Genomic DNA, 23,217 nt, shown 5'->3' with positions numbered 1-23,217 from the left:
AAATTATGTCAGCAGGTTTTTTTAGAAAGTCAGCATTAGAAAAACTTTCTACTCCGGAAAAATTAGATCAGTTAATAAAAGTTACGGGACCAAAGGCATGGATTGCCCTATTTACTGTTTTCATTGCATTGGGGACAGGAATTTGCTGGGCCGTATTGGGTACTGTAAAAACGAAACTTAATGCAGTAGGTGTTGTACTTGGCGGAGAGGTTCATGAGGTGGTTGCAACCTCTCAGGGACAACTTGTGAAGTTACATATTGCTATAGGAGATAAAGTAAAAAAAGGAGATGTAATTGCTACGATACAGCAAACCGATCTTTTTCAGCAGATAGAAGATGCCAAGGCAGTACTATCAGACAGAAAATTTGAAATGGGAAAGCTAATGGCCTATGGAAACGAGGGCAATCACTTAGAAGGAAAACTGATCAGTCAAAACAGAGTCAGTATCCAGGGGGAAATCGAAGCAGAAAAGAAAAAACTTGCATTTCTTTATAGCCAGTTGGAATCTGAGAATAACCTTCTTAGTAAAGGGCTCATTATTAAGTCACAGGTCGCCGGAACAAAACAGCAGATAGACGCTTCAAAAAATACCATAGAAAGATTAAAAGCACAAATGGCTCAAACATCTAGCCAACAACATAATTTAGGCTTTGATCTGGAGCAGAAAATAACGCTGCAAAATCAGCGTATTGCTGAAGCAGAAAGAAATCTTCAGTTCCTTTCCGAAAGATATGAAACACAGAATAAAATAAAGAGTCCTTATGATGGAGAAGTTGTAGAAGTTCTTACAGATGCAGGAGTTGTGGTAGGAGCAGGAACTCCTTTATTTAAGTTAAAAAATTTAGGAACTGAAAAATTAGCAGGACTGAAAGGAGTCCTTTATATCCCTTCTCAGGATGGAAAGAAAATAAAAAAAGGAATGGAAGCTTTTGTTGTTCCTTCTACAGTACAACCTCAGGAATATGGATTCATAGAAGGAAAAGTTACTTACATTTCTGATTTTCCTATTACTCAACAAGGATTAATGACTTTAGTAAAAAATGACCAGCTGGCCAAAGGTTTGTTAGCTTCAGGCCCTTTATTCGAAGTGCATGTAGAGTTTGAAAAAGATGCCCAATCTTACAGTGGTTACAAATGGACCTCAGCCAAAGGACCTAATGTCGCGATAAAGGAAGGTACTTCCTGTAGCGGAAAAATTACAATTAATCAGGAACCTCCTGCCACAATTGTCGTTCCGGCGTTTAAAAAATTCTTTGATCTATACTAATAACCGAGTTTGAAAGATGGAAAAGAGTACTAACTTTGTGTTGAACAAACAGGCAAAACTTGTCAAGGTTCCTACTGTTTTGCAGATGGAGAGCGTAGAGTGCGGCGCTGCATCATTAAGCATTATTTTAGGGTATTTTGGCAAATTTGTTCCGTTGGAGAAACTAAGAATTGCCTGTGGTGTTTCGAGAGATGGGCTGAAGGCAACCAATATTATCAAAGCAGCAAAAGAATTCGGACTGGATGCTAAAGGCTACGCCAAATCTATTGAAAAGCTGATAGAGGTACAGACCCCTGCCATTATTTTTTGGAATTTTAATCACTTTCTGGTATTGGAAGGATTTACAAAGAATAAAGTATATCTGAGTGATCCTGCACAAGGAAGATATCAGGTTACCCATCAGGAGTTTGATGATGCGTATACAGGAGTAGTTCTTACTTTTAATCCTACTGAAAACTTTGAAAGAGGAAATGAAAAAAGGGGATTGATGTCTTCTTTGGCAGAAAGGATATCCAATTCCAAATTAAGTGTTATTTATCTTATACTGGCAAGCCTTTTCCTTGTTATTCCGGGATTGGTGATCCCGTCATTTATCAAAATTTTTATAGACAAATATCTGGTGAATGGGTATGCAGGCTTTGTGATGCCATTATTGCTTATCATGGGAGCTGTTTTACTGGTGAACTCAGCATTGGTCTACATCCAGCAGTACTATCTTCTGAAACTTGAAACAAAGTTGGCCCTTACTACCTCCAGTAGATTTCTCTGGCATGTATTTCATTTGCCGATTGCATTCTTTACCCAGCGTTATAGCGGTGAAATAGGTAACAGGGTTTCCCTCAATGATAAAGTAGCCAGGCTGTTGAGTGGCGATCTTGCCAACGCAGCCCTCAATATAATAATAGTTATTTTCTATGCATTTCTTATGTTCTCCTATGATGTGCCTTTGACCATAATAGGAATACTGATGGCAGCAATTAATGTAGCGGTTTTACGATATGTTTCTACAGCAAGAAAGGACGGTAACCGGCGCCTAAGCAATGAAAACGGAAAGCTGTTGGGGACTACAACCTCAGGAATCAGTATGATAGAAACCCTGAAAGCATCAGGAAGAGAAAATGACTTCTTCACCAATTGGATCGGATATCTTGCGAAAGTGACAAACGCTCAGCAGGAACTGGGCTGGTTAACTATCCGGCTGAATGCAATACCTCCATTGGTTACTTCACTTACTACAACCCTGATTTTAGGGGTAGGTGCATTAAGAATTATGGATGGTGAGATGACCCTTGGAACTCTGGTGGCTTTTACCTTTCTGATGGGGAATTTTATTTCTCCAGTCAATCAGTTGGTTTCTGCAGGTGCCATGTTGCATGAAACAGAAAGTGACATGAACAAAATTGACGACGTAATGAATTATGAAATTGATGATCAGTTTCTGGAAAATACAGATAAAAAAACAATAGTAAAAGAAGAAGGCAATAGCAAACTGGTAGGTTATTTTGAGATGCGTGAAGTAACATTTGGATACAATACCACAATGCCGGCTCTTATACAAAACTTTAGTCTGAAATTGAAGCCGGGTAGCCGGGTAGCTTTGGTAGGTGGCTCCGGAAGCGGAAAGTCAACAGTAGCTAAAATAGCTTCTGGCCTTTACAAGCCTTGGAAAGGTGAAATTTTATTCGACGGAAAAAATAAAGATGATATCCCAAGAAATGTTATCACAGAATCATTGGGAGTAATCGATCAGGATGTTCTTATTTTCAACGGAACAATTAAAGAAAATATCTCTTTCTGGGATGCTACAATTTCAGATAAAAGTATTATCCAGTCTGCAAAAGATGCGGCTATTCATGATGTAATTGCAGCAAGGAACGATGCCTATGACAGCTCAGTACTGGAAGGAGGGGGCAATTTCAGTGGAGGGCAGCGCCAGCGTCTGGAGATTGCAAGAGCTCTGGCTACCAATCCTTCTATTCTGGTGATGGATGAAGCTACAAGTGCATTGGATCCAACAGCTGAAAAAACCGTAATGGATAATATTAAAAAGAGAGGCTGTACCTGCCTGATTGTAGCTCACAGGCTCAGTACCATTATCGATTGCGATGAAATCATAGTAATGGAATACGGAAAAATCGTAGAAAGAGGAACTCATCAGGACCTTATGAAGCTCAATGGGGTGTATTCAAAATTAATTGAAACTAAATAAAACAAAATACCATGCCTGTAAAAGAAAAGATATATATCAATGTTGAAAATCCTTTTACCCTGAATGATACAGACAAATTTTGGATGGTACTTTCAGGAGAGGTAAATGTGTTTTATACTAAAATTGATGAGAATGGTAATTACCTGATTCCTCTGAAACATTTCTATACAGTAGAGAAAGGAGAGATAGTATTCAGTTTGAGGACTGAAAATCTTACTGAAAATACAAGACTTATTGCCTTTTCAGGGGATGCAAAACTTTTGCCGATAGATAAAAACAAACTTCTGGAGATGGATCATTTCTTTCTAAAGAATATGATTAACCGATGGATTTCAAAAACAACATCAGTAATCTGTAATCATAACAGCCCGAGAGTATACACGGCGCTGGATGATTATAAGATAATAAAACTAGAAAAGAATGCCATTGCTTTCCCTTCAAGCGGAATCAACTGGGTACATATCCTAAAGGGAGAAGTAAGTATTTATGCTGAAAGTACTCCCATTAGTCATGATAAATTACCCGGTTTTCTTACACCGGTATCGAATAAGTTGTGGATAAAATCATTGAATGGTAATGCTGAACTGAAAGTACTCAGTACACGGGAAGTACTTCAGGATGATATCTACTTTTTACTTTCATTGAAAAAGCTGGAAGAACATTTTTATAACAAGCTTAATGCTCTTATAGAGACTTATAAATCCGAAGAAAACAAGCGCTTTCAGGAAAAAAGAGTCTTGGAAGAAGACGGAATCAGAAATACTTTACAGAAAATCAGATCCATTGTTGCGGGTAATGAAGAACATGTTCAGGCTGAAACTTCAGGTTTTACAGGAAAGAAAAGTATTCTTTTCTCTACCTGCCAGCTGATAGGAGAACAATCCGGGTTCAAAATAGATGAGCCTAAACATATAGAGTCTTATGAAAACAGTGTAACTAATCAGTTGTATGCAATAGCCAAAAGCTCCAGAATAAGAATCCGTAAAATCATCCTGAGAGGAACATGGTGGAAAGAAGAAAATGGCCATTTATTGGCATTTACAAAAAAAGATAAAACTCCTGTTGCCTTATTACAGACAAAATCTGACACTTATACCATAAAAGACTTATCAACAGGAATAGAATCACGAATCAACAGTGAGATCGCAGAAACATTAGAACCTATCGGATATATGTTTCTCTCCGGATTTGACGGTAAGATGTCTTCCGTGAGAAAAGTGGCGGGCTTTGCCATGAAAGGAATACAGAACGATGCAAAAGTATTGGTGCTTGCAGCTTTGGCGGGCAGTTTAATAGGATTGTTGGTTCCCATATTGTCCGGAATGATGTATGATGATGTAATTCCTACAGCAGACAGATCGCTTCATTTAGAGGTTTTTGGGATTATGATTATGATTGGTCTCGTAACCGCAGGTTTGCATCTTGCTCAGGGAGTACTGCAGCTAAGAGTAGAAACCAAATCCAGTATCAACCTTCAGGCGGGCGTTATGGATCATATGCTGAGGTTACCGGTTACTTTCTATAAAAAATTCAGTGCGGGGGATCTGACAAACAGGGTTTTAAGTATAAACGCAATACGTCAGATAGTTTCCAGTACTTTAATGACAGCAGTATTGAGTGGCGCATTTTCTTTTGTGAATCTGATACTTCTTTTTTATTACGATTCCAAACTGGCCTGGATGGGAGTAGGACTGGGGCTTATTGCCGTTATTTTTATGGTTACCATCGGATGTTTGAAATTGAGGTATGACAGACAGGTCTCAGAATATCAGGGGAAAATACAAGGCTTTTTGTTTGAGTTCCTATCAGGGATATCCAAAATAAGAATAACAGGGGGAGAAAGAAGAGTCTTTGCACTGTGGGCAGATAAATTTTCTAAACTTAAAAAATTAGGATTTAATTCAGGAAGCTACCAAAACTTTGTGGAGACATTCAATGCTTCTTATCCGCTTCTCACAAGCATATTCTTCTTTTCTTTTCTTTACTATACGGTACTTAATTCCGATAAAGTCACCACGATGCTTACAGTAGGAGCATTTATGGCATTCATTACGGCATTCAACCAGTTTTTGAATGATAGTCTCAGACTGAGTATGGCCTTAATCACGTCCCTTAATGTGGTTACTCTGTATGAAAGGGTAAAGCCTATTTTGGAAGAAGAAACTGAGTCTGCAGAACAAAGTGTTGATCCGGGAGAACTGGCCGGGGAGATTGAGATGAATTCAGTTTCTTTCCGGTATAATCAGGATCAGCCTTTAGTATTGGATAATGTTACCTTTAAAATTAAACCCGGTGAGATGGTTGCTTTTGTCGGAGCTTCCGGTTCAGGAAAATCTACCATCATGAGGTTGCTGTTAGGATTTGAGCACCCGGAAGTAGGATCTATTTATTTCGATGGTGATTCTTTTGACTCTATGAATAAAGAGTTAGTGAGAAGACAAATAGGCGTGGTATTGCAAAACGGATCTCTGATGGCCGGAAGTATTTACCAGAATATTGTAGGGAATTCTGAACTTACACTTGATGATGCCTGGGAAGCCGCCCGAATGGCCGGAATGGAAGAAGATATAAAACAGATGCCTATGGAAATGCATACCGTAGTGAGTGAAGGAGCAGGAACATTTTCAGGCGGGCAGAGACAGAGGCTGATGATTGCCAGGGCTATCGTTCATAAGCCGAGATTATTATTCATGGATGAAGCTACCAGTGCGCTGGATAACAGAACCCAGAATATTGTTTCTGAAAGCCTGGATAAATTGCAGGCAACCCGTATTATCATTGCCCATAGATTAAGCACCATTAAAAATGCGGACCGTATCTATGTAATGGATAAAGGGACAATTGTAGAAACAGGAACTTATGATGAATTGATGGAAATGGATGGTCTGTTCTCAAAATTGGCTAAACGACAGATTGCCTGAAGCTAAAAGGTTCAAAAATGATAGCAATGAAAAATAACGAGGAATTTCAGGTTTCGAAAGAACTTGAATCTTATTTTCAAAATAAATTTTCTCCAGCAAGTATTACAACAATACCATCTGGAGAAAATTTTTGTATTAAGTTCTGGAAAGATTATCTTCAAACAAACAGCCTGAATTCATTTCAGACGCTGAAAAGTTTTTATCCCCAACTGCATTTTCCAATACAAGCAGATATCAACAAAACTGACGCCTATATCAATGCAGTTTTGAAAGGAAAAGAATCTTATAAGGAGTTTCAGCATGGCCTTAAACTGAATGATGTCGAAGGACTCACTATCAGTGTCCACGAAAGCATTGCCGGTGGAATTCCGGTGGTGTCTGTACCGGACAGTAAAGACTTTACAACCATTGTACAAAGTTTTCTCCATAAAAGCAACCCAATAGAAGTTCCTGAATCTATGGGGGCCTTTCTGGCAAGCGGGATGAATAACTGGGCAAGGATCCACGCATTGAAAAAGCAATGGACAGAAACGAATCCTTTCGGAAACTGGAATGAAGAATTTTCTAAAAATATCCTGCCTGATCCGGATTTATATAAAGATAAGATCATTGTTCTGAGCAATAAACCTTACAGTAATGTTTCGGCAGGCTATTTAGGCCTTCCGGATGATGAATGGAAGGCTTATTCGTATTTAATAAGGCTTGAGCATGAGTGTACACATTTATATACCCTACAAACATATGGATTTGCATCTAATAATTTGCATGATGAGCTTATTGCAGACTATATCGGAATAGCCAAAGCAGTGGGCAAATATAATAAACAATGGATGCTTTCATTTATGGGCCTGGAAGACTACCCAAACTACAGAAAAGGAGCCAGGTTACAGAATTACCTTGAAAGCCTGCTGCTGTCTGAAGAAAATTTCCGGATATTGACAGGCATCATTAAAAATGCGATTGAGACAATTGCCTGGTTTGACTGTGAATTAGGACCTATACAATCAGATAAAGATCAAAAGATGCGTATAGAAGCACTTTGCGAAACAGACCTGATAAATATAGCCTCCCGAAAAGGAGGCTATATACTGATGACAAAGTATAATGAAAAGGATTAATACAACTCCTAATTTGTCAGTTAACAGTTGTAAGATAAAAATCGGGAAATTTTTTTACAGATTGTTGGGTGGCAATATTAAATGCAATTTTTACACAACTTGCAGCTGCCAGAAATGAGGCAATGGACAATTGAGGAGGAGGAAGCTGTTTGTTTTCGTTAATATACTCTTCAACCACTTCTTCCAGCCATTTCTGGGGATTTCCCCAGTATCTCATATGGCTGGAAACATACTGTACTACGCTTACTTCATTGAAATTTTCCTCAGCTTTTTGCAGAGAATCCAATCCCATATTTTCGCTTATTACCATAACTAAGGCTCCCCAGCCCAGGTTATAGGGATGAAGAACAGGAATATTCTTTTCCTGGCAGATTTTGTCAAACACGATAGGAATATCACTTGAAAAATCTAATGCATTGATTGCCAGATCATGGCTGCCAATAATTTCCGATACATTGTCCTTATTGATAAACTCGCTATGGTAGCGGATGTTGGCATTGGGATTAATGCTTTTCAGACGTTGGTATAAAGTTTCTGCTTTATAAGAAGAGACATCCTGAAAAGTATAATTCTGCCTGTTCAGATTAGATAATTCTATAGTATCACCATCTACCAGTGTAATGTTTTCAAAACCAAAACGCAGGGCACATTCGGCAATATTGCTCCCTATACCGCATCCGGCAAGTAAAATAGAAAAATCCTTTATGATTTTCTGTTCTTCTTCTTTTACATATATCCTGTTTCGGGAATATTGCTCTTCCATTATTTACATTTTAAAACAAAAATAGAGGTATGTAAAAGAAATAAGACTACACAAAAGTTTAGTTTTTAGATTCAAAAATAAAAGATAAACCCGGTGCCTTAGAATTTGTTTAAAAATTCACTCAGGTCATTTTCCCTGTCGAGGCCAAGTTTGAACTTTACTTTAGTCTTGTATACCCTTATACTGCCTACGGTGAAGTTTTCGAGCAGGGAAATCTCTTTTGCAGCGAGATTAAGCTTAAAATAGACACATAGTTTGAGTTCCTGACTGGTGAGGAGGGGAAACTTTTCAGAAAGTCTTTCCATAAAAAGTTTGTTTTCAAGAGAACTTTCATTGATGAGGTCATTGCTTTTTCTGTCGATCATAATCAGGTTATTGATCTTGAACTGGAGGTCTTTCAAAACCTCTTCAGTATCTGTATTTTTAGCTTTCTTTATTTTTTTTAGATTTTCTAAAAATGCGCGTTCCGTTTCCGTCTTTAAGTTGAGGTTCAGATGGAGATTCCTGATTTTCTCCTTTTGCAGCTCAATATCCTGCTCCAGAATTTTGTGCTGGTTGGCAGAAATTACTTTTTCCTTTTTTACAAGTTCTTCTCTTTTTTTTCTTGATCTGATGAGATTTGTTGTGATAATCAGGAAGATAAAGCATAAAAGGACAACAGAAAATAGCAGCAGCATATTATTTCTTTTATGATAGCTGTTTTCAGTATTTATATTTTTGATGATGTAATTATCAGCAATATCAAAATTAATCTTTAATTCTTTTTCAATCAAATTGTTACGTTCTTTGTTAGCTTCCACAAGCTTTTTAGAAATTCTTTTAAAATTCTCAATATCATTTTTTTGAGAATAATATTCCTGGGTAAGCTCATACAGTTCAATTCTGTCCGCAGGTTTTTTCAAATTAGTTTCAATGGGTTCTAATGACTGAATGATCTTTCCTGTTTTTTCAGGTTCATGGAGAATGTTTTTATAAAGATCAATCAGCTTTTTTGCCGCATACAGGGCCATGCGATAATTATTATTATGGAGAGAGAAGTTGAGTTTGGTAGCCAAAAGATCTTCGGCTTTTTGATAATCCCTGGCTTGTAAAAAATATTCAGCAAGTCCCCCTTTCATATAATTGATAAAAATAAGTTCTCCATTATTGGGGTTTCGGTTTTTCTCCAGGATATCAATGGCTTTATAGGTTTCGCTGATGGCTTTGTCAAGGTTTTTCATTTTATCATAGCACATTCCTATATTGTTGTACATGGATGAAACATAGAGGATATCTTTTTGCGGATCATAAGAATGCAGTGCTTTATTAAAATAGTCCAGTGCATTTTTATAATCGTTTTTGTTGTAAAGAAGGCGGCCTTTGAAATGATAGAGATGTGGAAGGAAATATTTCTTCTCAGTTTTCTCACTATACTCTATAGCTTTGTCAATACACTTCAGAGACCAATCCGGAGAGCTGAGTTCAAATTGTGAAGCCAGATTATAATTGCCAATGATAGTGATGTATTCATACTTATTGTTGTTGAGCCTCAGCAGTTCGTATACCAAAGGAATTTGCTTCAGTCTTTCATCAGCAGACAGGGACATTTCAACATACTTGCTGCTTAAAAGAAATATTTTCTTTTCACTTTGTTTATACTTCTTAAGCTCCCTCTCGTATAACTTTTTGATCTGTTTCGGATTTTCTTTCCTGAGAAGAGATACTTCATCAGTAATAGAATCGAAGTAATCATTATCTTTTTCCGATGGCCCACAGGAAATAATGATGGTAAAGCATAGCAGACAGAGTAGAATTAATTTCATATTCAGGCAGGTGTAAAGAAAATTATAACTGATGCTTACCTTAAAAGAGTAAATAATAGAGGGTACTTTTCTTTTAATTTAAATTAACATGTTTTAATGTTTATTTTATTGGTTATCATCTGTTTATATTTTTAAAATTAATGATTTTCTCTCTAAAATACGAAATTTATTAATGCTAATTAATGTCTTCTTTTTAAATTTTTTTGATCGAGCACTCTATTTTTGACCATCCATCAACAGCTGGTCAGAAATTCCGTTGACCATTTCCGGACAGTTCTGGGATATAGGTGGATAAAACAAATGAATAATTAAAAAAATAAAAATGTATGAAATCTATTTTGATAACCCTTAGCCTGCTAAGTGGACTGGGAAACTTACACGCTCAGATGGGTAACGTAGGGATTGGTACCACCTCTCCGGGATCAAAAATTACCGTGAACGGTTCCTTTGCCGCTGCCTATGGAAATATTACCGCCAATACCTACAATATAAGTGAAAATGACTTTTATGTTTCCTGGGCCGGAACTGCAGATGGTACTGTAACACTTCCTGATTCTACTACAGGCCTGGACCGGAAAGGAAGAACGTATTATGTTAAAAATACTTCGCAGATGTATATTCTTACCATTGATGCGAATGGTACTGAGCTTATTGATAATGCTCAGAATGTTCCCTTATTGCCCGGAGAATCTGCTCTCCTGGTTAAGACAGATGATAATACAGCCGGAGGAACAACATATCAGCTGGTTTTACTGTCTAAAGCAGATACAAGCTATATCTGTGCAGTATCTTCTTCCACTTCGGAAACCCATAATCAGGGAACAACTTACAAGGCCAATTTTACTTCTGTGGACTTCAATACCAATGGCGGAGCAGACTTTAATCTTGCTACGGATACCTGGACTTGCCCGAAATCAGGATATTATAAGATCGAATTTATGGAAACGGGCTACCACACCAGCACAAATGTGGCGGCACATCGCCTGATGTCTATCCTTAAAAACGGAGTTGCGCAATCACAGCAGTATTATACAATGGTGCTTCTTGGCGTTTCGGCTTCCCAAAGGGCAGGGGCCTATGATTCTGTTGTCCTTAATCTGAAACAGGGGGATACCATCACAGGCAGCCTTGTGATGTGTAATGGTTGTGGTACTGCATCAATGACCTCCTTCCTACGAAGAATGGTCATTACAAAGATTTAAAAACAGGATTTAGATTTTTAATAAAAGAAAGTTCCCCGCATCATCTGTTGTGGGGAGCTTTTAATTTTATATTACTGGGATTTCGTTTCAAGCCTTTCAAGTCTTTCAAAAATACTGCTGAAAATATTTTTTTCTGCTGTGGAAACATAGCCTACCACTTTATAAGCCTGTTGGTTTTTTGTTTTTTGGTGATCAGTCAGATACTGTATTATTCCATCTGTGTGAAGCAGTAATGTATGGTGGCTTTCTGTGGTGAGGTCTGCCTTGTTCAGAAATAAAATATCCCCATATTGGTATTGCGGTAAAAGAGGTTTATCGGGTGTAAATTCATAAACGAGATCTACTGATGCTAATATTTTTTGCAAAATTTCTGAATCAGGGGTTTGTTTTTCCTGATCTGCTTTCGCTTCTTTATTATTCTGAATGGCCAATTCCGGGAAAAGCATCAGCTGGTCAATATCAGAAACACTTGCTAACTGATTTACCTGCAGGGTTTCTGTCAGTAATTTGTCAAGATTCAGATTAAAATGATGAGCAACCTTTAATATCGTTTCGATTTTCGGTTCGGCACGTCCTTCCTCATAAGAGCTTATTACCCCTCTGTTCAGATCAAACAGATCTGCAAAAGCTTTCTGGCTCAGCCCTTTTACCTGTCTTATTTTCTTAATATTAGTTCCAAAGAAGCTCATTTTGTCTAATCTTTTTTGCAAATATAGAGAATCTGAAATAAATGAATGCTAAAAATATTTGCAATTTGAAAATTTTATGTTATATTTGTGTAGAAGAAATTTGAACACAAAACAAGCCATCATGAAAAATCAAATATTTAGAACGGTCAAAGAGTGGTTGCAGGATTATGAGTTTACCATTACTCTTGAAGATGAGGCTCAGAGAATCCTGATCATTGAAAAAGAATCCAACGGGATAAAAAATATGATCCTTATTATATCAGACTCTATTCTGATCATGGAACAGTTTCTTTTCGAAATCAAAAACCCTTCCGAACAGACCTTCCGGAAACTGCTTCAGAAAAACAGGGATATCGTTCACGGTGCTTTTGTCCTGGATGGTACAGGCCGTAGGGTTATTTTCAGAGATACGCTGCCCACAGATAATATGGCCCAGAATGAAGTAATGGCATCTATCAATTCACTGGGGATCCTGGTAGGGGAATTTACCAACGAAATGCTTGAAATGAGTAAGTAATTTACAAAAGATATTTAAAATGAACATTTTTAAAAGATTATTAACAATTGGAAAAGCGGAGATCCATTCTGTGATCGAAAGCTTTGAAGACCCGATCAATACAACGGAACAGGGAATCCGTGAAATGAAAGAACAGCTGGGAAAAAGCATCGAAGCCCTGGCACAGCTGAAAGCGCTTGATATCCGCAAAAAAAATGAAGCCGAAGCCGAAGAGCAGACAGCCAAAGACTATTACAATAAAGCCATCGTCATCGTACAGAAAGCAGAAAAAGGAGAAGTGGAAACCGCAGAAGCAGACCGCCTTGCCAAAGAAGCCCTGAAAAGACAGACTTCCTCACAGGAAAAAGCCCTTGAATTACAGAAAGAACATGAAAAAATTCATGCCGAATGTGAAAAAATGCAGGGAAATATCAATCACCTGAAATCAAGTATCGCCAAATGGGAAAACGAACTGAAAACGCTGAAAGCAAGAGTACAGGTGAGCGAAGCGACTAAAGACATCAATCAGAAAATGACCCAGATGGACAACGGAAGTGCTGTAAGTATGCTTGAGAAACTGAAAGACAGGGTAGTGCAGCAGGAAGCCCTTGCAGACGCCTATGCCGATCTTTCAAAATCAGGAAAAACAATTGATGAAGAGATTGATGCAATGGTCAGCAATAAAGATATGGAAGCTGAAGAAGCTTTAAACAGATTAAAAGAAACACTTAAAAAAGGCTAAACTATGACCTTTCAGGAATTTTTAAATGTAGCGTTTTCCCCGGTCAATACAGTGTTAAGTGTATTGCTTGGCCTCTCGGTGATCTATTGGCTGTTTACCATCCTTACCGGCCTGGATATTGATGTGGGAATTCATTCTGACCTGGATGCCGGAGGCGATGTTCACGCTCCCGACGGTCATTTTCATGCGCCGGAACATGATCCTTCGGCATGGATGCATTTCCTGAAATTTCTTAATCTGGATATTGTTCCGGTAACCTATTTTCTTACTTTATCATTACTGGTTACCTGGCTGGGATCATTTTATCTGAATTATTTTTTTCCACTGCCTGTATGGGCCGGGATATTGGCCATATTTCCTTTAATGATCGGAGGAATGCTGCTTACCAAAATAGTATTGAAACCCCTGAACCCCTTCTTTAAAGAAATCAATCATAAAGGAGAAGCATCTTATGCTTTCCTGGGAAGAGAGGGACGCCTGAAATCAAACATTCAGGATGATAAAATAGGAATGATGGAAGTCTTTATCGGAAGCGATCCAATGACGCTGATGGTGAGAAGTAAAGACGGAAGCAGGCTGGAACACGGAACCCATGTCATGATTGTAGACGAAGAGCCGGATAAAAGGATTTATTACGTGCAAAGATCAATGAGATACTAAAAAACAAGACTAATAACCATGTTAACTCTTTTTTTGATCATGCTGAATTATATCGTGGAGATTATTCTCCGGTATTTTTAAAACAAAAAACACATTCACATATAAACTATAAACTTATAAAACTATGAACTTACCTTTAATTGCTGGGATTATTATTGTTGCAGTAGCAACAGTCGGATTGATTTTCTGGATTTTATCGATGTATAAAAAAACCGTTCAGGGAATCGTTATTTTAAGAACTGGTTATGGAGGTACAAAAGTCTTCTTCAATGCCGGAATTGTCATCCCTATCATCCACCGCATGGAATCTATGGATATTTCTGTGAAAAAGCTCGAAATTTCAAGAGAAGGCCGGGCCGGATTAATATGTAAAGACAATATGAGAGCAGATATTCAGGTCGCTTTCTTTATCCGTGTCAACAAATCGGTAGATGATATTGTCAATGTAGGACAGACGATCGGATGCCAGAGAGCTTCAGATGCACAGACCTTAAGAGAACTTTTTGAAGCCAAATTCTCGGAAGCCCTTAAAACCGTAGGAAAGAAATTTGATTTTACAGAATTATATGAAGCAAGAAGCGAATTCCGTCAGGAAATCCTGGACATTATCGGAACAGACCTGAACGGATATGTTCTGGATGACTGCGCCATCGACTATCTTGAACAGACTTCAATTGACAAATTAGATAAAGATAATATTCTTGACTCTGAAGGGATTAAAAAGATTACAGAACTTACGGCTACACAAAATATTAAAGCAAACCAGGTACGTCGTGACGAAGAAAAAACAATTACGAAACAGAACGTAGAAGCCCGTGAAGCCATCCTGGAGCTTGAAAAGCAACTGGCTGAAAAAGAAGAATCCCAGAAAAGGGAAGTGGCCAATATCAAAGCCCGGGAAAATGCAGAAATCTTAAAGGTAGAAGAAGAAGAAAGGCTGAGATATGAAACTGTACGCATTGCTACTGAAGAAAAACTGCAGATCGCAGAAGAAAATAAGCTCCGTCAGGTAGTTATTGCTGCTAAAAATAAAGAACGTGCAGACCTTGTAGAAACAGAAAGAGTATTGAAAGATAAAGCCCTTGAAGCTACAGAAAGAGAAAGAATTGTTTCCCTTGCTCAAATTGAGAAAGAAAAAGCAATAGAACTTGAGAAGAAAAGCATTCAGGATGCGATCCGTGAGCGTCTGACCATGGAGAAAACCGTAGTGGAAGAGCAGCAGGGGATCAAAGATCTTGAAGCCTTCAAAACAGCAGAAAGAAACAAGCAGGTAGAAATCACGGTAGCCACTCAGGAAGCAGAGAAAAAGCTGATCGAAGAAACCAGAGCAGCAGAATCCCGCAGACTGGCAGCCGAAAAAGATGCACAGAAATATGTAATCGAAGCCCAGGCAAAAAGAGATGCGGCAGAAAAAGAAGCAGAAGCACGCAAGATCATTGCTGATGCCAAAGCGAAAGAAGAAGCAACGGTAGGATTATCTGAAGCTCAGGTATTACATGCTAAAGCTGATGCAGCAGAAAGACAGGGAATCGTAGAAGCGGTTGTTATTGAGAAAAAAGCAGATGCATCCAGAAAAGAAGGAATTGCACAGGCTGAGGTGATCAAAGAAAAAGCCCTGGCAGAAGCTGCAGGAATTACAGAGAAAGCTGAAGCAATGAAGAAACTGAACGATGCCGGAAAAGACCACGAGGAATTCCGTCTTCAGCTGGCCAAAGAAAAAGATGTGGAACTGGCTCAGATCGCTATTCAGAAAGATATCGCAGAAGCACAGTCAATGGTATTGGCAGAAGCATTCAAAACGGCAAAAATTGACATCGTAGGTGGTGATAACACTTTCTTCGATAATGTGATCCGTCAGGTTTCTGCAGGAAAAGGACTGGATAAATTCGTAAGCCACAGTGAAAATGCACAGATCGTAAGAGAAAACCTTTTAGGGGACGGTGAAAATATCATTGGCAAAGTGATGGGAATGGTAGATAAATACAAAATCTCGTCAGATGACATCAAAAATATGAGCATCGCCTCCCTGATCTTCAAGCTGAACGGACTTGCCAACCAGCAGGAAAAAGGAATTCTGGAAAGAGCCCTTGATATGGCAAGACATCTTGGTGTGGAAAATAAACCGGTCAATAATAACCACGTTTAATTCAGCAATGTTTTAAACCGTAAAAAACTCTCATTGAAATATCCATTGGGAGTTTTTTTTAACAGACTTATACAAGGATCTGCTGTCTCACAGCAGTAATGACAACTTAAATAAATACGATGTCAGAACAACTTAATTCCGGAACCTACGAAATTATTCAGAACCGCCTGAATGAGCAGAAAAATGACCTTATTCAGAGGCTTCAAAAGTTGAATGAGAGCCGCAAAAATATATTTGGAGGCGTAGATTTTTCTCTTATTGCGAACGAAAGAATTTCAACAGAGCACAGCTGCATCGCCAAAGATATCTATTCGTTGGGAGACCATCTGGTCTTTGGTTCCAATGCCCATTTAGGCTTACAGACTGAAATCAACATTTCAGATGTTTTTTCAATATATAAAATTAATCAGAACCGGTTTGAACCTCAGGATTATAGCCTGATTAATGATGAGGTCTTCATCGATGAGTTTAAAAACCTTTACAAATACTACAGGAATACCTTTTTTGCCAGATTTACCTTTACGGAGAACTACCTTTATATGGTTTTCCAGCTTTCTGAAAGCACTACAGACATCAAGGCTTTCAAATGGCTCATTAAAGAAAATCAGCTGATCTATGTAGATTCAAGAAGTGCCTCAGAGACGTCATACCCTCAGCAGCATGGATTTCTCTGGACAAAAGCAACCAGAGATATGCAGCGCTCCGGGAAGCATCCCCATATCTCTCTGGCAGATAAAGTTTTTGTAGAAAGTATTGGCGGTGATATTACCATCAAGATAGAAGACAATACCGATACGGGAAAAGGAATCTATTCCGAAGATGTGATTCATAAAGATCAGAATCTGGATGATGCGGAGATCCATTTCTGTGATCTGGATAATCTTGTTCTGTTTAAAATAAAACCTTACCAGGAAACAGAACGTTATTTCATTTACAATCATAAGGAAAAAACGGTTTCCAGGGCAGACGCACTTAAATATTCAGGATTATTACTGCCTGAAAATCAGGGCGTATTGTTTTCCAATGGGTATGCACTTCAGACCGGCGGCTTAAAGGTCATTTCGCAGGATCAGAACAGGTTATATTATCTTAAAACAGTCATAGAACCGAACGGTGAGAATTTTTTATATGTTTTTTACGATGATAAAACAAACAACTACCAGCTGATCTCGTACAATATCATTACCCAGACGATAGAAACACCGATCCGTTGTAGCGGATTCACCTTCTTGAATGATGGAAAGCTGATCTATCTTCGTGAAAGCATAGAAACCACAAAAAACCATCTTGCCCAGATCTGGCAGACCCCTTTTTCCAAAGAAATTATACCGAACGCCGAAAAAGCAGACCGTTTAATTTATAAAATAGGGAATAAGGATATTGTAAGAGTAATGGCAGAAAGCCAGGAGCTGATCACACTTCTGAATAAAAAGGACTCGTACAGCGGGCTTTATAATGATATTGTAAAGCTGGCCACATTCATTCTGGATACTTACTATTTTCTGGGTGAAGAAGAAGTTCAGAAGCTGGATCAGCCGTTGAAGGAGATCAGAGCCATTGCCCATTCTGCAATCAATGAATATGAAAAGGTCGTAGAGCAGAGAAAGAATACAGAAGAAGCTTTAGAAAAGATAAAGCATTCCTGCGATAAAATTCTTGATGAAACCAAAAGACTTCACTATTCCCAGCTTACGGAATATATCGATGCGCTTTCACAGATCAGAGCCTTAAGAGGTGAAGTTACGGGCGCCCGTGAACTCAAATATGCAGATCCGGACTTATTGGATGCACTCGAAAAATCTTTAGCAGACCGCTACACCGAACTTTCCAATGCCTGCGTTGATTTTCTTCTTCAGGAAGGTGCTTTGCTGCCTTATGAAGAGAAAGCTCAGAAAATATCAGAAGACATTATTGCCCTGCAAAAAGCTATAGACGCAAAAACTATAGATGAAAACATCAATACCTTATCCGGTCAGCTGGAATTATTGGTGGATATTGTCAATAATTTAAAAATAGAAGACACTTCCCGGTCTACCCAGATCATTGAAAACATTTCGCTGATCTTTGCCCGCCTGAATCAGGAAAGACTTGAACTCAGCAAAAGGAAAAGAGAAATTTCAGGGAAGGAGCTTGCGTCGGATTTTCAGGCGCAGATCACTTTATTTGATCAGTCTGTTATTAATTTTCTGGAACTTTCCCAGACCCCTGAAAAATGTGATGAATATCTGACCAAGCTTTCCATTCAACTGGAAGAAATGGAGACAAAATTTATCGATTTTGATGATTTTATCCAGCAGATAGGAACCAAAAGAGAAGAAGTGTACGGCCATTTTCAGAATAAAAGAGTACAGCTTACCGAATCAAGAAATAAAAGAACACAGAATCTTTTCGATGCAGCTCAGAGAATCCTGAAATCCGTACAGACCAAAGCAGAATCATTTGATTCTGAAAATGAGATTAATGGCTATTTTGCAGCAGACCTGATGGTGGAAAAGGTGAGAGATCTTGCCAGGCAACTTGCAGAACTGGAAGATTCCGCAAAGTCGGAAGAAATCCAAACCCTGTTAAAAACCTCCCAGCAGGAAGCGGTAAGAAAGCTGAAAGACAAAAAAGAGATCTACGCAGATGGTGAAAGCGTTATTGCGCTGGGAGATTATAAGTTTGCGGTCAATCAGCAGAAACTGGATCTTACCTTGGTCCTGAGAAACGCCCAGTATTATTATCACCTTACCGGAACAAGCTTTTATGAGCCGTTGAATTTCAATACGGCAGATGAATTCAGAGAAGTCTGGAATCAGGAATTTGTGTCGGAAAACAGCTATGTAAAAAGATTCGAATATTTAGCCTGGAATGTATTCTCTTCCCATAAAGATATTGCAACTGATCAGCAGAACGAAAATGCGGTACAGCAGTTTCTCGCAGAACATTTCGGAGAAGGCCTTGTAAAAGGAATTCATGATAAGGATGCTCAGATTATTGTGACCCGGTTGCAGCAAATACATAACGAGCTCGGACTGATGAGGTTTACCGCACAGGAAAGAGCATTGGCCCAGCTGTTCTGGTTTTTCCTTGAAAAAGAAAGAAAAGATTACTATACCAAACAGTTTGAGGCAGCTGCCATCATCGCTCAGTCATTTACGGCAAAACAGGGATTTGAGTATTTAAGGAAGGAGCTGTCAGAAGAAATGAATGCTTTTGCATCAACGCATAACATTCTTAAAGAAACAGATTGTATCAACGCAGCATTCTACCTGAAACAGGAAGATAAAGAAAATTTCCTGATCTCGGAAAAAGGCGGTGCTTTGTATGAATTATTCATGAAGGAGCTGAAAGAAAAAGGCAAAGATCTGGAATTTATAACCCAGGTACAGGCAATGTATCAGCATCCTTCAGCATGTTATTATATTGCAGAAGGTGCATTGCAGGCCTTTGATCCGCAGGCTGAGAAAGATATTGTACAGGAAACGGCAGGATTTATCATCACTCAGAAATTTGATCCGAAAAATATCAGACGTATTTCTTATGAGGTCACCATTAAAGAACTGAAATCCCTTGAAAAGGATACGGAGTACCATCTTAATTATTTTGAATTTGTATCCCGTCTGAGCCGTTTCAATACAGTGACCGTTCCAAAGTATAAACGCCTTCAGGAATTGAAGTTCAGTTGGGTGGATGAAAAGAAAAAAGCATTAAAACTGGATACATTTAAGCCACAGATCCTGAGCTCTTTTGTCAGAAATAAGCTGATCAATGATGTTTATTTTCCTCTGATCGGGGCTAACCTTGCTAAACAGCTGGGAACAGTAGGTTCAGATAAGAGAACAGACAGAATGGGAATGCTTCTTCTGGTATCGCCACCAGGTTACGGAAAGACCACCCTGATGGAATATATGGCAGAACGTATGGGCTTGGTTTTTATGAAGATCAACGGTCCGTCTTTAGGCTATGATATTGTGTCCACTGATCCTGCAGAAGCTAAAAATGCCGGAGCAAGACAGGAACTTGAAAAACTGAACCTTGCCCTGGAAATGGGAGATAATGTGATGTTGTACCTTGATGATATTCAGCACTGTAACCCTGAGTTTTTACAGAAATTCATTTCGTTGGCTGACGGACAGAGAAAAATAGAAGGAATTTACAACGGGGAAAGTAAAACCTATGATCTCCGTTCCAAAAGATTCTGCCTGGTAATGGCCGGGAACCCATATACGGAAAGCGGAGAGAAATTTAAAATTCCTGATATGCTGGCCAACCGTTCAGATACCTATAACCTGGGAGAAATATCGGGATCAAAAACCGATCTTTTTGACCTGAGCCTTATTGAAAACGCCCTGATGTCTAATGAATACCTGACCAGACTGACACAGCCGGGAATGGAAAATCTTTACGAACTTTATGAATGCGTGATAACAAATAATCCGGCCGATAATCTGAAAGGGAATTTCAGTTCCAATGAAATATCAGACTTCAGAGCTGTATTGAAAAATACCATTATGGTGAGAAATACGGTTCTTAAAGTAAATAAAGAATATATTTCCTCTGCTGCGATGTCTGATGACTACAGAAATGAACCGCCGTTCAAACTACAGGGGTCTTACCGTAATATGAATAAGCTTATAGCACAGATCCAGCCTATTCTGAAAACCGATGAAGTAACCCAGATCATACTGAATCATTACCAGAATGAATCCCAGACTTTAACAACAGGAGCAGAGGCGAATATGCTTAAACTGAAAGAACTGATGGGCACCATTTCAGAGCAGGAAACGGAGCGTTGGGATGAAATCAAAAAAACGTTTGTAAAAAATAAAACAATAAAAGGATTAGGAGAGACCGACAGGATGTCCCAGATTGTGGCACTGCTTGCCCAATTCGGAGACGGGCTGGAAGGCATTAAAGAAGCTTTGAAAAAAGTGGAGTAATACTCACAGATCTTTTAAAAACCATTAACCGGGCTGTTTCAGAGAAACAGCCCGGTTTTATATAGCTTAAAATGCAAAAAAGTATATAATTCTGAATATGATAATCTCTCGCAGATATGGCAGATTACGCGGATTTTTATTTCAACGCAAGGATCTGCGCAATCTGTGTGATCTCGAGAAAAAATTATGTATCATGTTATTCTGGTTTTTAGAATGTAACCACAAAATTATGTACATCCTTGCTGAAAATCTTTAATTTTCTTGCGCCTTAAAAACAAGATAATATAAAAACCTTGGCGCCCTTGAGTTTTTCCAAAAGATCCACAGCAATCGGAATTCAAGATTAAAAAATGAAAATCTGTACCCATGATATTCTATTCTTCTGTATCTGTATCCAAAACCCGGGACTCCATAATTTTGTTAAGCAAGAAGAACACTTATGGAAACAATAGTTCAACATCAGGAACAGATTCAATATGCTGAAGTCTATATTTCAGACCTGTTGATACTGAAAAATATTTTTCTACAGGCACAGGATGCTAAGACTGTGAACCGGAGTTTCGGGCTTCCTTTCCTTTTGGCAAAAGATAAAAACGAAATCATTGCATTTGCGAGCCTTATCACCAATGGAAAAGACGGTATTACTTTTCAAATGTTTGATAAAAAAAGAATGCCGGAAACAGAAAAAGAAAATTTTGCTTTAAAGGCGGAAAACTATTTTAAAAAGAATGATACTCCCAATTTCCGCAATGCTGATCAACTGAAAAGCAGTATCAGCAATATGGTAGACTGGCTGAATTTTTAATAAAACACAGAGAAAATTGTACATTTACTTAAAACCGGAATTTCAATGTCTAAAGATATCCTGTACCTTAAAATAGCCAATTCCGTCACGGAGCAGATCAAAAGTGAAACGCTGCAGTTCGGGGAGAGGCTTCCTTCTCTGAGAAGTGCCCAGAAACTCTATAATGTGAGCCTGAATACCGTAAAGCAGGCTTATATGGAACTGGAAAGCCGTTCTCTGGTAGAGTCGAGGCCCAAATACGGATATTATGTAAGCCAGACTTCCCAGCGGAAACTGGCGTTGCCCTCTGTGGCTCAAATGAAACTGTCTGAAAAGAAAAATACCCCGCAGGATCTCATAGATAAAGTCTTCGGAACCATTGAAGGAACGGATATCACACAATTTGCCCTGGGAATTCCGGGGAAAAGCCTTCTTCCTGTAGCCAAGATGAAGAAATGTATGATTGATGTAATGAAGCGGAAAAATGACAGCGGTACCAATTATGAGCCGGTACAGGGAAGCGAGGTTCTCCGTCGGGAAATAGCCAAATGGTCTATCGTGATGGAAGGTAAGATAACCGAAGATGATATCGTGATCACCTCCGGTGCCATGAATGCCGTTTACAATTGCTTAATGGCAGTTACCCAGCCCGGTGATTCTGTGGCGGTGGAAAGTCCTGTGTATTTTGGAATGCTTCAGGCAATTCAGCTGTTAGGATTAAAAGCGGTGGAAATTCCTACCCATCCTATTTATGGAGTAGATCTGGATGCTTTAAAGAAAGTATTGCCAAAGCTTTCCGCATGCTGTTTTGTGACCAACTTTAATAATCCGCTGGGTTTCCAGATGCCGGATGAAAATAAAAAAGAACTGGTAAGGCTGATCACCGAATACAATGTTCCCCTCATTGAAGATGATGTGTACGGGAATATTTATTTCGGAGCAGAGAGACCGAAACCCTGTAAGTATTATGATGAAGCTGATCTTGTGATGTGGGCAGGCTCTGTTTCAAAAACGCTGGCCCCTGGGTTCAGGGTGGGATGGGTAGCTCCAGGGAAATTTAAAGATAAGATCATTCGCCAGAAACTGGTTCAGACCGTAAGTGGTCCGTCATTATTTTCTGATGTGATTGCAGATTTTCTTGCCCACGGGCGCTATGACCATCACCTGAGAATGTTCAGGAAGAAGCTGTATGCCAATTATCTGCAGATCCAGAAAGCCGTGAATCAATATTTCCCCGATAACACCAAAGTTTCGGAACCCAAAGGCGGTTTTATGCTCTGGCTGGAGCTGGATAAAAGAATATGTACAGAAGACCTCTATGATGTGGCATTGGACCAGAAAGTAAATTTTGCTCCCGGAAGAATGTTTTCACAATATAACCAGTATCAGAACTGTATGCGGCTGAACTATGCCCTTGAATGGACTGACCGTGTGGAAAGCGACCTTGAAAAACTGGGAAAACTGATTAAAAACAGAATATAACAAAAACCTTTTA

15 protein-coding genes are annotated in these 23,217 nt (G+C 38.8%); 12 read left to right on the top strand and 3 right to left on the bottom strand.

Annotated features, from left to right (window positions below; all coding sequences use genetic code 11):
• The first annotated feature begins 5 nt into the window (after positions 1-5).
• Genes BBI00_RS15690 through BBI00_RS15675 form a run of 4 tightly spaced genes read left to right on the top strand, consistent with a single transcriptional unit; the run spans position 6 to position 7,516 of the window.
• Complete coding sequence (locus BBI00_RS15690) at positions 6-1,268, top strand: NHLP bacteriocin system secretion protein (protein ID WP_065399831.1); 1,263 nt, start codon at positions 6-8, stop codon at positions 1,266-1,268.
• A gap of 16 nt (positions 1,269-1,284) precedes the next feature.
• Positions 1,285-3,477, top strand: a complete 2,193-nt coding sequence (locus BBI00_RS15685) for an NHLP family bacteriocin export ABC transporter peptidase/permease/ATPase subunit (protein WP_065399830.1) — start codon at positions 1,285-1,287, stop codon at positions 3,475-3,477.
• A gap of 11 nt (positions 3,478-3,488) precedes the next feature.
• The gene (locus BBI00_RS15680; RefSeq protein WP_065399829.1) at positions 3,489-6,398 is read left to right on the top strand and encodes an NHLP bacteriocin export ABC transporter permease/ATPase subunit; all 2,910 of its coding nucleotides are present in this window, start codon (positions 3,489-3,491) and stop codon (positions 6,396-6,398) included.
• 26 nt (positions 6,399-6,424) lie between these two features.
• Positions 6,425-7,516, top strand: coding sequence for a DUF7005 family protein (locus BBI00_RS15675; RefSeq protein ID WP_083988550.1), 1,092 nt, complete (start codon positions 6,425-6,427; stop codon positions 7,514-7,516).
• Between the two features lie 16 nt (positions 7,517-7,532).
• Here the strand turns inward: BBI00_RS15675 and BBI00_RS15670 are convergent, their stop codons facing one another.
• Together BBI00_RS15670 and BBI00_RS15665 are read right to left on the bottom strand one after the other, a co-directional pair.
• Positions 7,533-8,279 carry a ThiF family adenylyltransferase gene (locus tag BBI00_RS15670; protein ID WP_065399827.1) on the bottom strand — a complete coding sequence of 249 codons (747 nt, stop codon included), beginning with the start codon at positions 8,277-8,279 and terminating at the stop codon, positions 7,533-7,535.
• A gap of 98 nt (positions 8,280-8,377) precedes the next feature.
• Positions 8,378-10,081 (bottom strand): tetratricopeptide repeat protein, encoded by a 1,704-nt coding sequence (locus tag BBI00_RS15665; RefSeq protein WP_065399826.1) that lies wholly within the window; start codon positions 10,079-10,081, stop codon positions 8,378-8,380.
• A gap of 326 nt (positions 10,082-10,407) precedes the next feature.
• Between BBI00_RS15665 and BBI00_RS15660 the strand changes: the two genes are divergently transcribed.
• A complete protein-coding gene (locus BBI00_RS15660; protein ID WP_123902307.1) occupies positions 10,408-11,283 on the top strand; it encodes a complement C1q domain-containing protein in 876 nt (291 codons plus the stop codon).
• 71 nt (positions 11,284-11,354) lie between these two features.
• On the opposite strand, the gene BBI00_RS15655 is transcribed toward BBI00_RS15660, so the two are convergent.
• Positions 11,355-11,972: a helix-turn-helix domain-containing protein gene (locus BBI00_RS15655; protein ID WP_065399824.1), complete on the bottom strand. Its 618-nt coding sequence runs from the start codon at positions 11,970-11,972 to the stop codon at positions 11,355-11,357.
• A gap of 121 nt (positions 11,973-12,093) precedes the next feature.
• Between BBI00_RS15655 and BBI00_RS15650 the strand changes: the two genes are divergently transcribed.
• The 7 genes from BBI00_RS15650 to BBI00_RS15620 all read left to right on the top strand — a co-directional run bounded on the left by BBI00_RS15650 (position 12,094) and on the right by BBI00_RS15620 (position 23,204).
• Positions 12,094-12,489, top strand: a complete 396-nt coding sequence (locus BBI00_RS15650) for a YbjN domain-containing protein (protein ID WP_065399823.1) — start codon at positions 12,094-12,096, stop codon at positions 12,487-12,489.
• A gap of 19 nt (positions 12,490-12,508) precedes the next feature.
• Positions 12,509-13,210 (top strand): PspA/IM30 family protein, encoded by a 702-nt coding sequence (locus tag BBI00_RS15645; RefSeq protein ID WP_065399822.1) that lies wholly within the window; start codon positions 12,509-12,511, stop codon positions 13,208-13,210.
• Positions 13,211-13,213: 3 nt separating this feature from the next.
• Complete coding sequence (locus tag BBI00_RS15640) at positions 13,214-13,870, top strand: hypothetical protein (protein ID WP_065399821.1); 657 nt, start codon at positions 13,214-13,216, stop codon at positions 13,868-13,870.
• Between the two features lie 124 nt (positions 13,871-13,994).
• Positions 13,995-16,016, top strand: a complete 2,022-nt coding sequence (locus tag BBI00_RS15635; RefSeq protein WP_065399820.1) for a flotillin family protein — start codon at positions 13,995-13,997, stop codon at positions 16,014-16,016.
• A 119-nt stretch (positions 16,017-16,135) separates the two neighbouring features.
• Positions 16,136-20,938 carry a DNA repair ATPase gene (locus BBI00_RS15630; RefSeq protein ID WP_065399819.1) on the top strand — a complete coding sequence of 1,601 codons (4,803 nt, stop codon included), beginning with the start codon at positions 16,136-16,138 and terminating at the stop codon, positions 20,936-20,938.
• Positions 20,939-21,377: 439 nt separating this feature from the next.
• Positions 21,378-21,743 (top strand): hypothetical protein, encoded by a 366-nt coding sequence (locus BBI00_RS15625; protein WP_065399818.1) that lies wholly within the window; start codon positions 21,378-21,380, stop codon positions 21,741-21,743.
• 45 nt (positions 21,744-21,788) lie between these two features.
• Complete coding sequence (locus BBI00_RS15620; protein ID WP_065399817.1) at positions 21,789-23,204, top strand: aminotransferase-like domain-containing protein; 1,416 nt, start codon at positions 21,789-21,791, stop codon at positions 23,202-23,204.
• Positions 23,205-23,217 lie beyond the last annotated feature (13 nt).

It is taken from the genome of Chryseobacterium arthrosphaerae (assembly GCF_001684965.1).
Classification (GTDB): domain Bacteria; phylum Bacteroidota; class Bacteroidia; order Flavobacteriales; family Weeksellaceae; genus Chryseobacterium; species Chryseobacterium arthrosphaerae.
This window is presented reverse-complemented; position numbering and strand designations above follow the sequence as displayed.

Excerpts from the sequence above, each read along its gene's own strand:
- BBI00_RS15625 (WP_065399818.1), top strand. The coding sequence starts at position 21,378 with ATGGAAACAATAGTTCAACATCAGGAACAGATTCAATATGCTGAAGTC.
- BBI00_RS15675 (WP_083988550.1), top strand. The coding sequence starts at position 6,425 with ATGAAAAATAACGAGGAATTTCAGGTTTCGAAAGAACTTGAATCTTAT.
- BBI00_RS15630 (WP_065399819.1), top strand. The coding sequence starts at position 16,136 with ATGTCAGAACAACTTAATTCCGGAACCTACGAAATTATTCAGAACCGC.
- BBI00_RS15620 (WP_065399817.1), top strand. The coding sequence starts at position 21,789 with ATGTCTAAAGATATCCTGTACCTTAAAATAGCCAATTCCGTCACGGAG.
- BBI00_RS15660 (WP_123902307.1), top strand. The coding sequence starts at position 10,408 with ATGAAATCTATTTTGATAACCCTTAGCCTGCTAAGTGGACTGGGAAAC.
- BBI00_RS15645 (WP_065399822.1), top strand. The coding sequence starts at position 12,509 with ATGAACATTTTTAAAAGATTATTAACAATTGGAAAAGCGGAGATCCAT.
- BBI00_RS15690 (WP_065399831.1), top strand. The coding sequence starts at position 6 with ATGTCAGCAGGTTTTTTTAGAAAGTCAGCATTAGAAAAACTTTCTACT.
- BBI00_RS15670 (WP_065399827.1), bottom strand. The coding sequence starts at position 8,279 with ATGGAAGAGCAATATTCCCGAAACAGGATATATGTAAAAGAAGAAGAA.
- BBI00_RS15685 (WP_065399830.1), top strand. The coding sequence starts at position 1,285 with ATGGAAAAGAGTACTAACTTTGTGTTGAACAAACAGGCAAAACTTGTC.
- BBI00_RS15655 (WP_065399824.1), bottom strand. The coding sequence starts at position 11,972 with ATGAGCTTCTTTGGAACTAATATTAAGAAAATAAGACAGGTAAAAGGG.
- BBI00_RS15635 (WP_065399820.1), top strand. The coding sequence starts at position 13,995 with ATGAACTTACCTTTAATTGCTGGGATTATTATTGTTGCAGTAGCAACA.
- BBI00_RS15680 (WP_065399829.1), top strand. The coding sequence starts at position 3,489 with ATGCCTGTAAAAGAAAAGATATATATCAATGTTGAAAATCCTTTTACC.
- BBI00_RS15650 (WP_065399823.1), top strand. The coding sequence starts at position 12,094 with ATGAAAAATCAAATATTTAGAACGGTCAAAGAGTGGTTGCAGGATTAT.
- BBI00_RS15665 (WP_065399826.1), bottom strand. The coding sequence starts at position 10,081 with ATGAAATTAATTCTACTCTGTCTGCTATGCTTTACCATCATTATTTCC.
- BBI00_RS15640 (WP_065399821.1), top strand. The coding sequence starts at position 13,214 with ATGACCTTTCAGGAATTTTTAAATGTAGCGTTTTCCCCGGTCAATACA.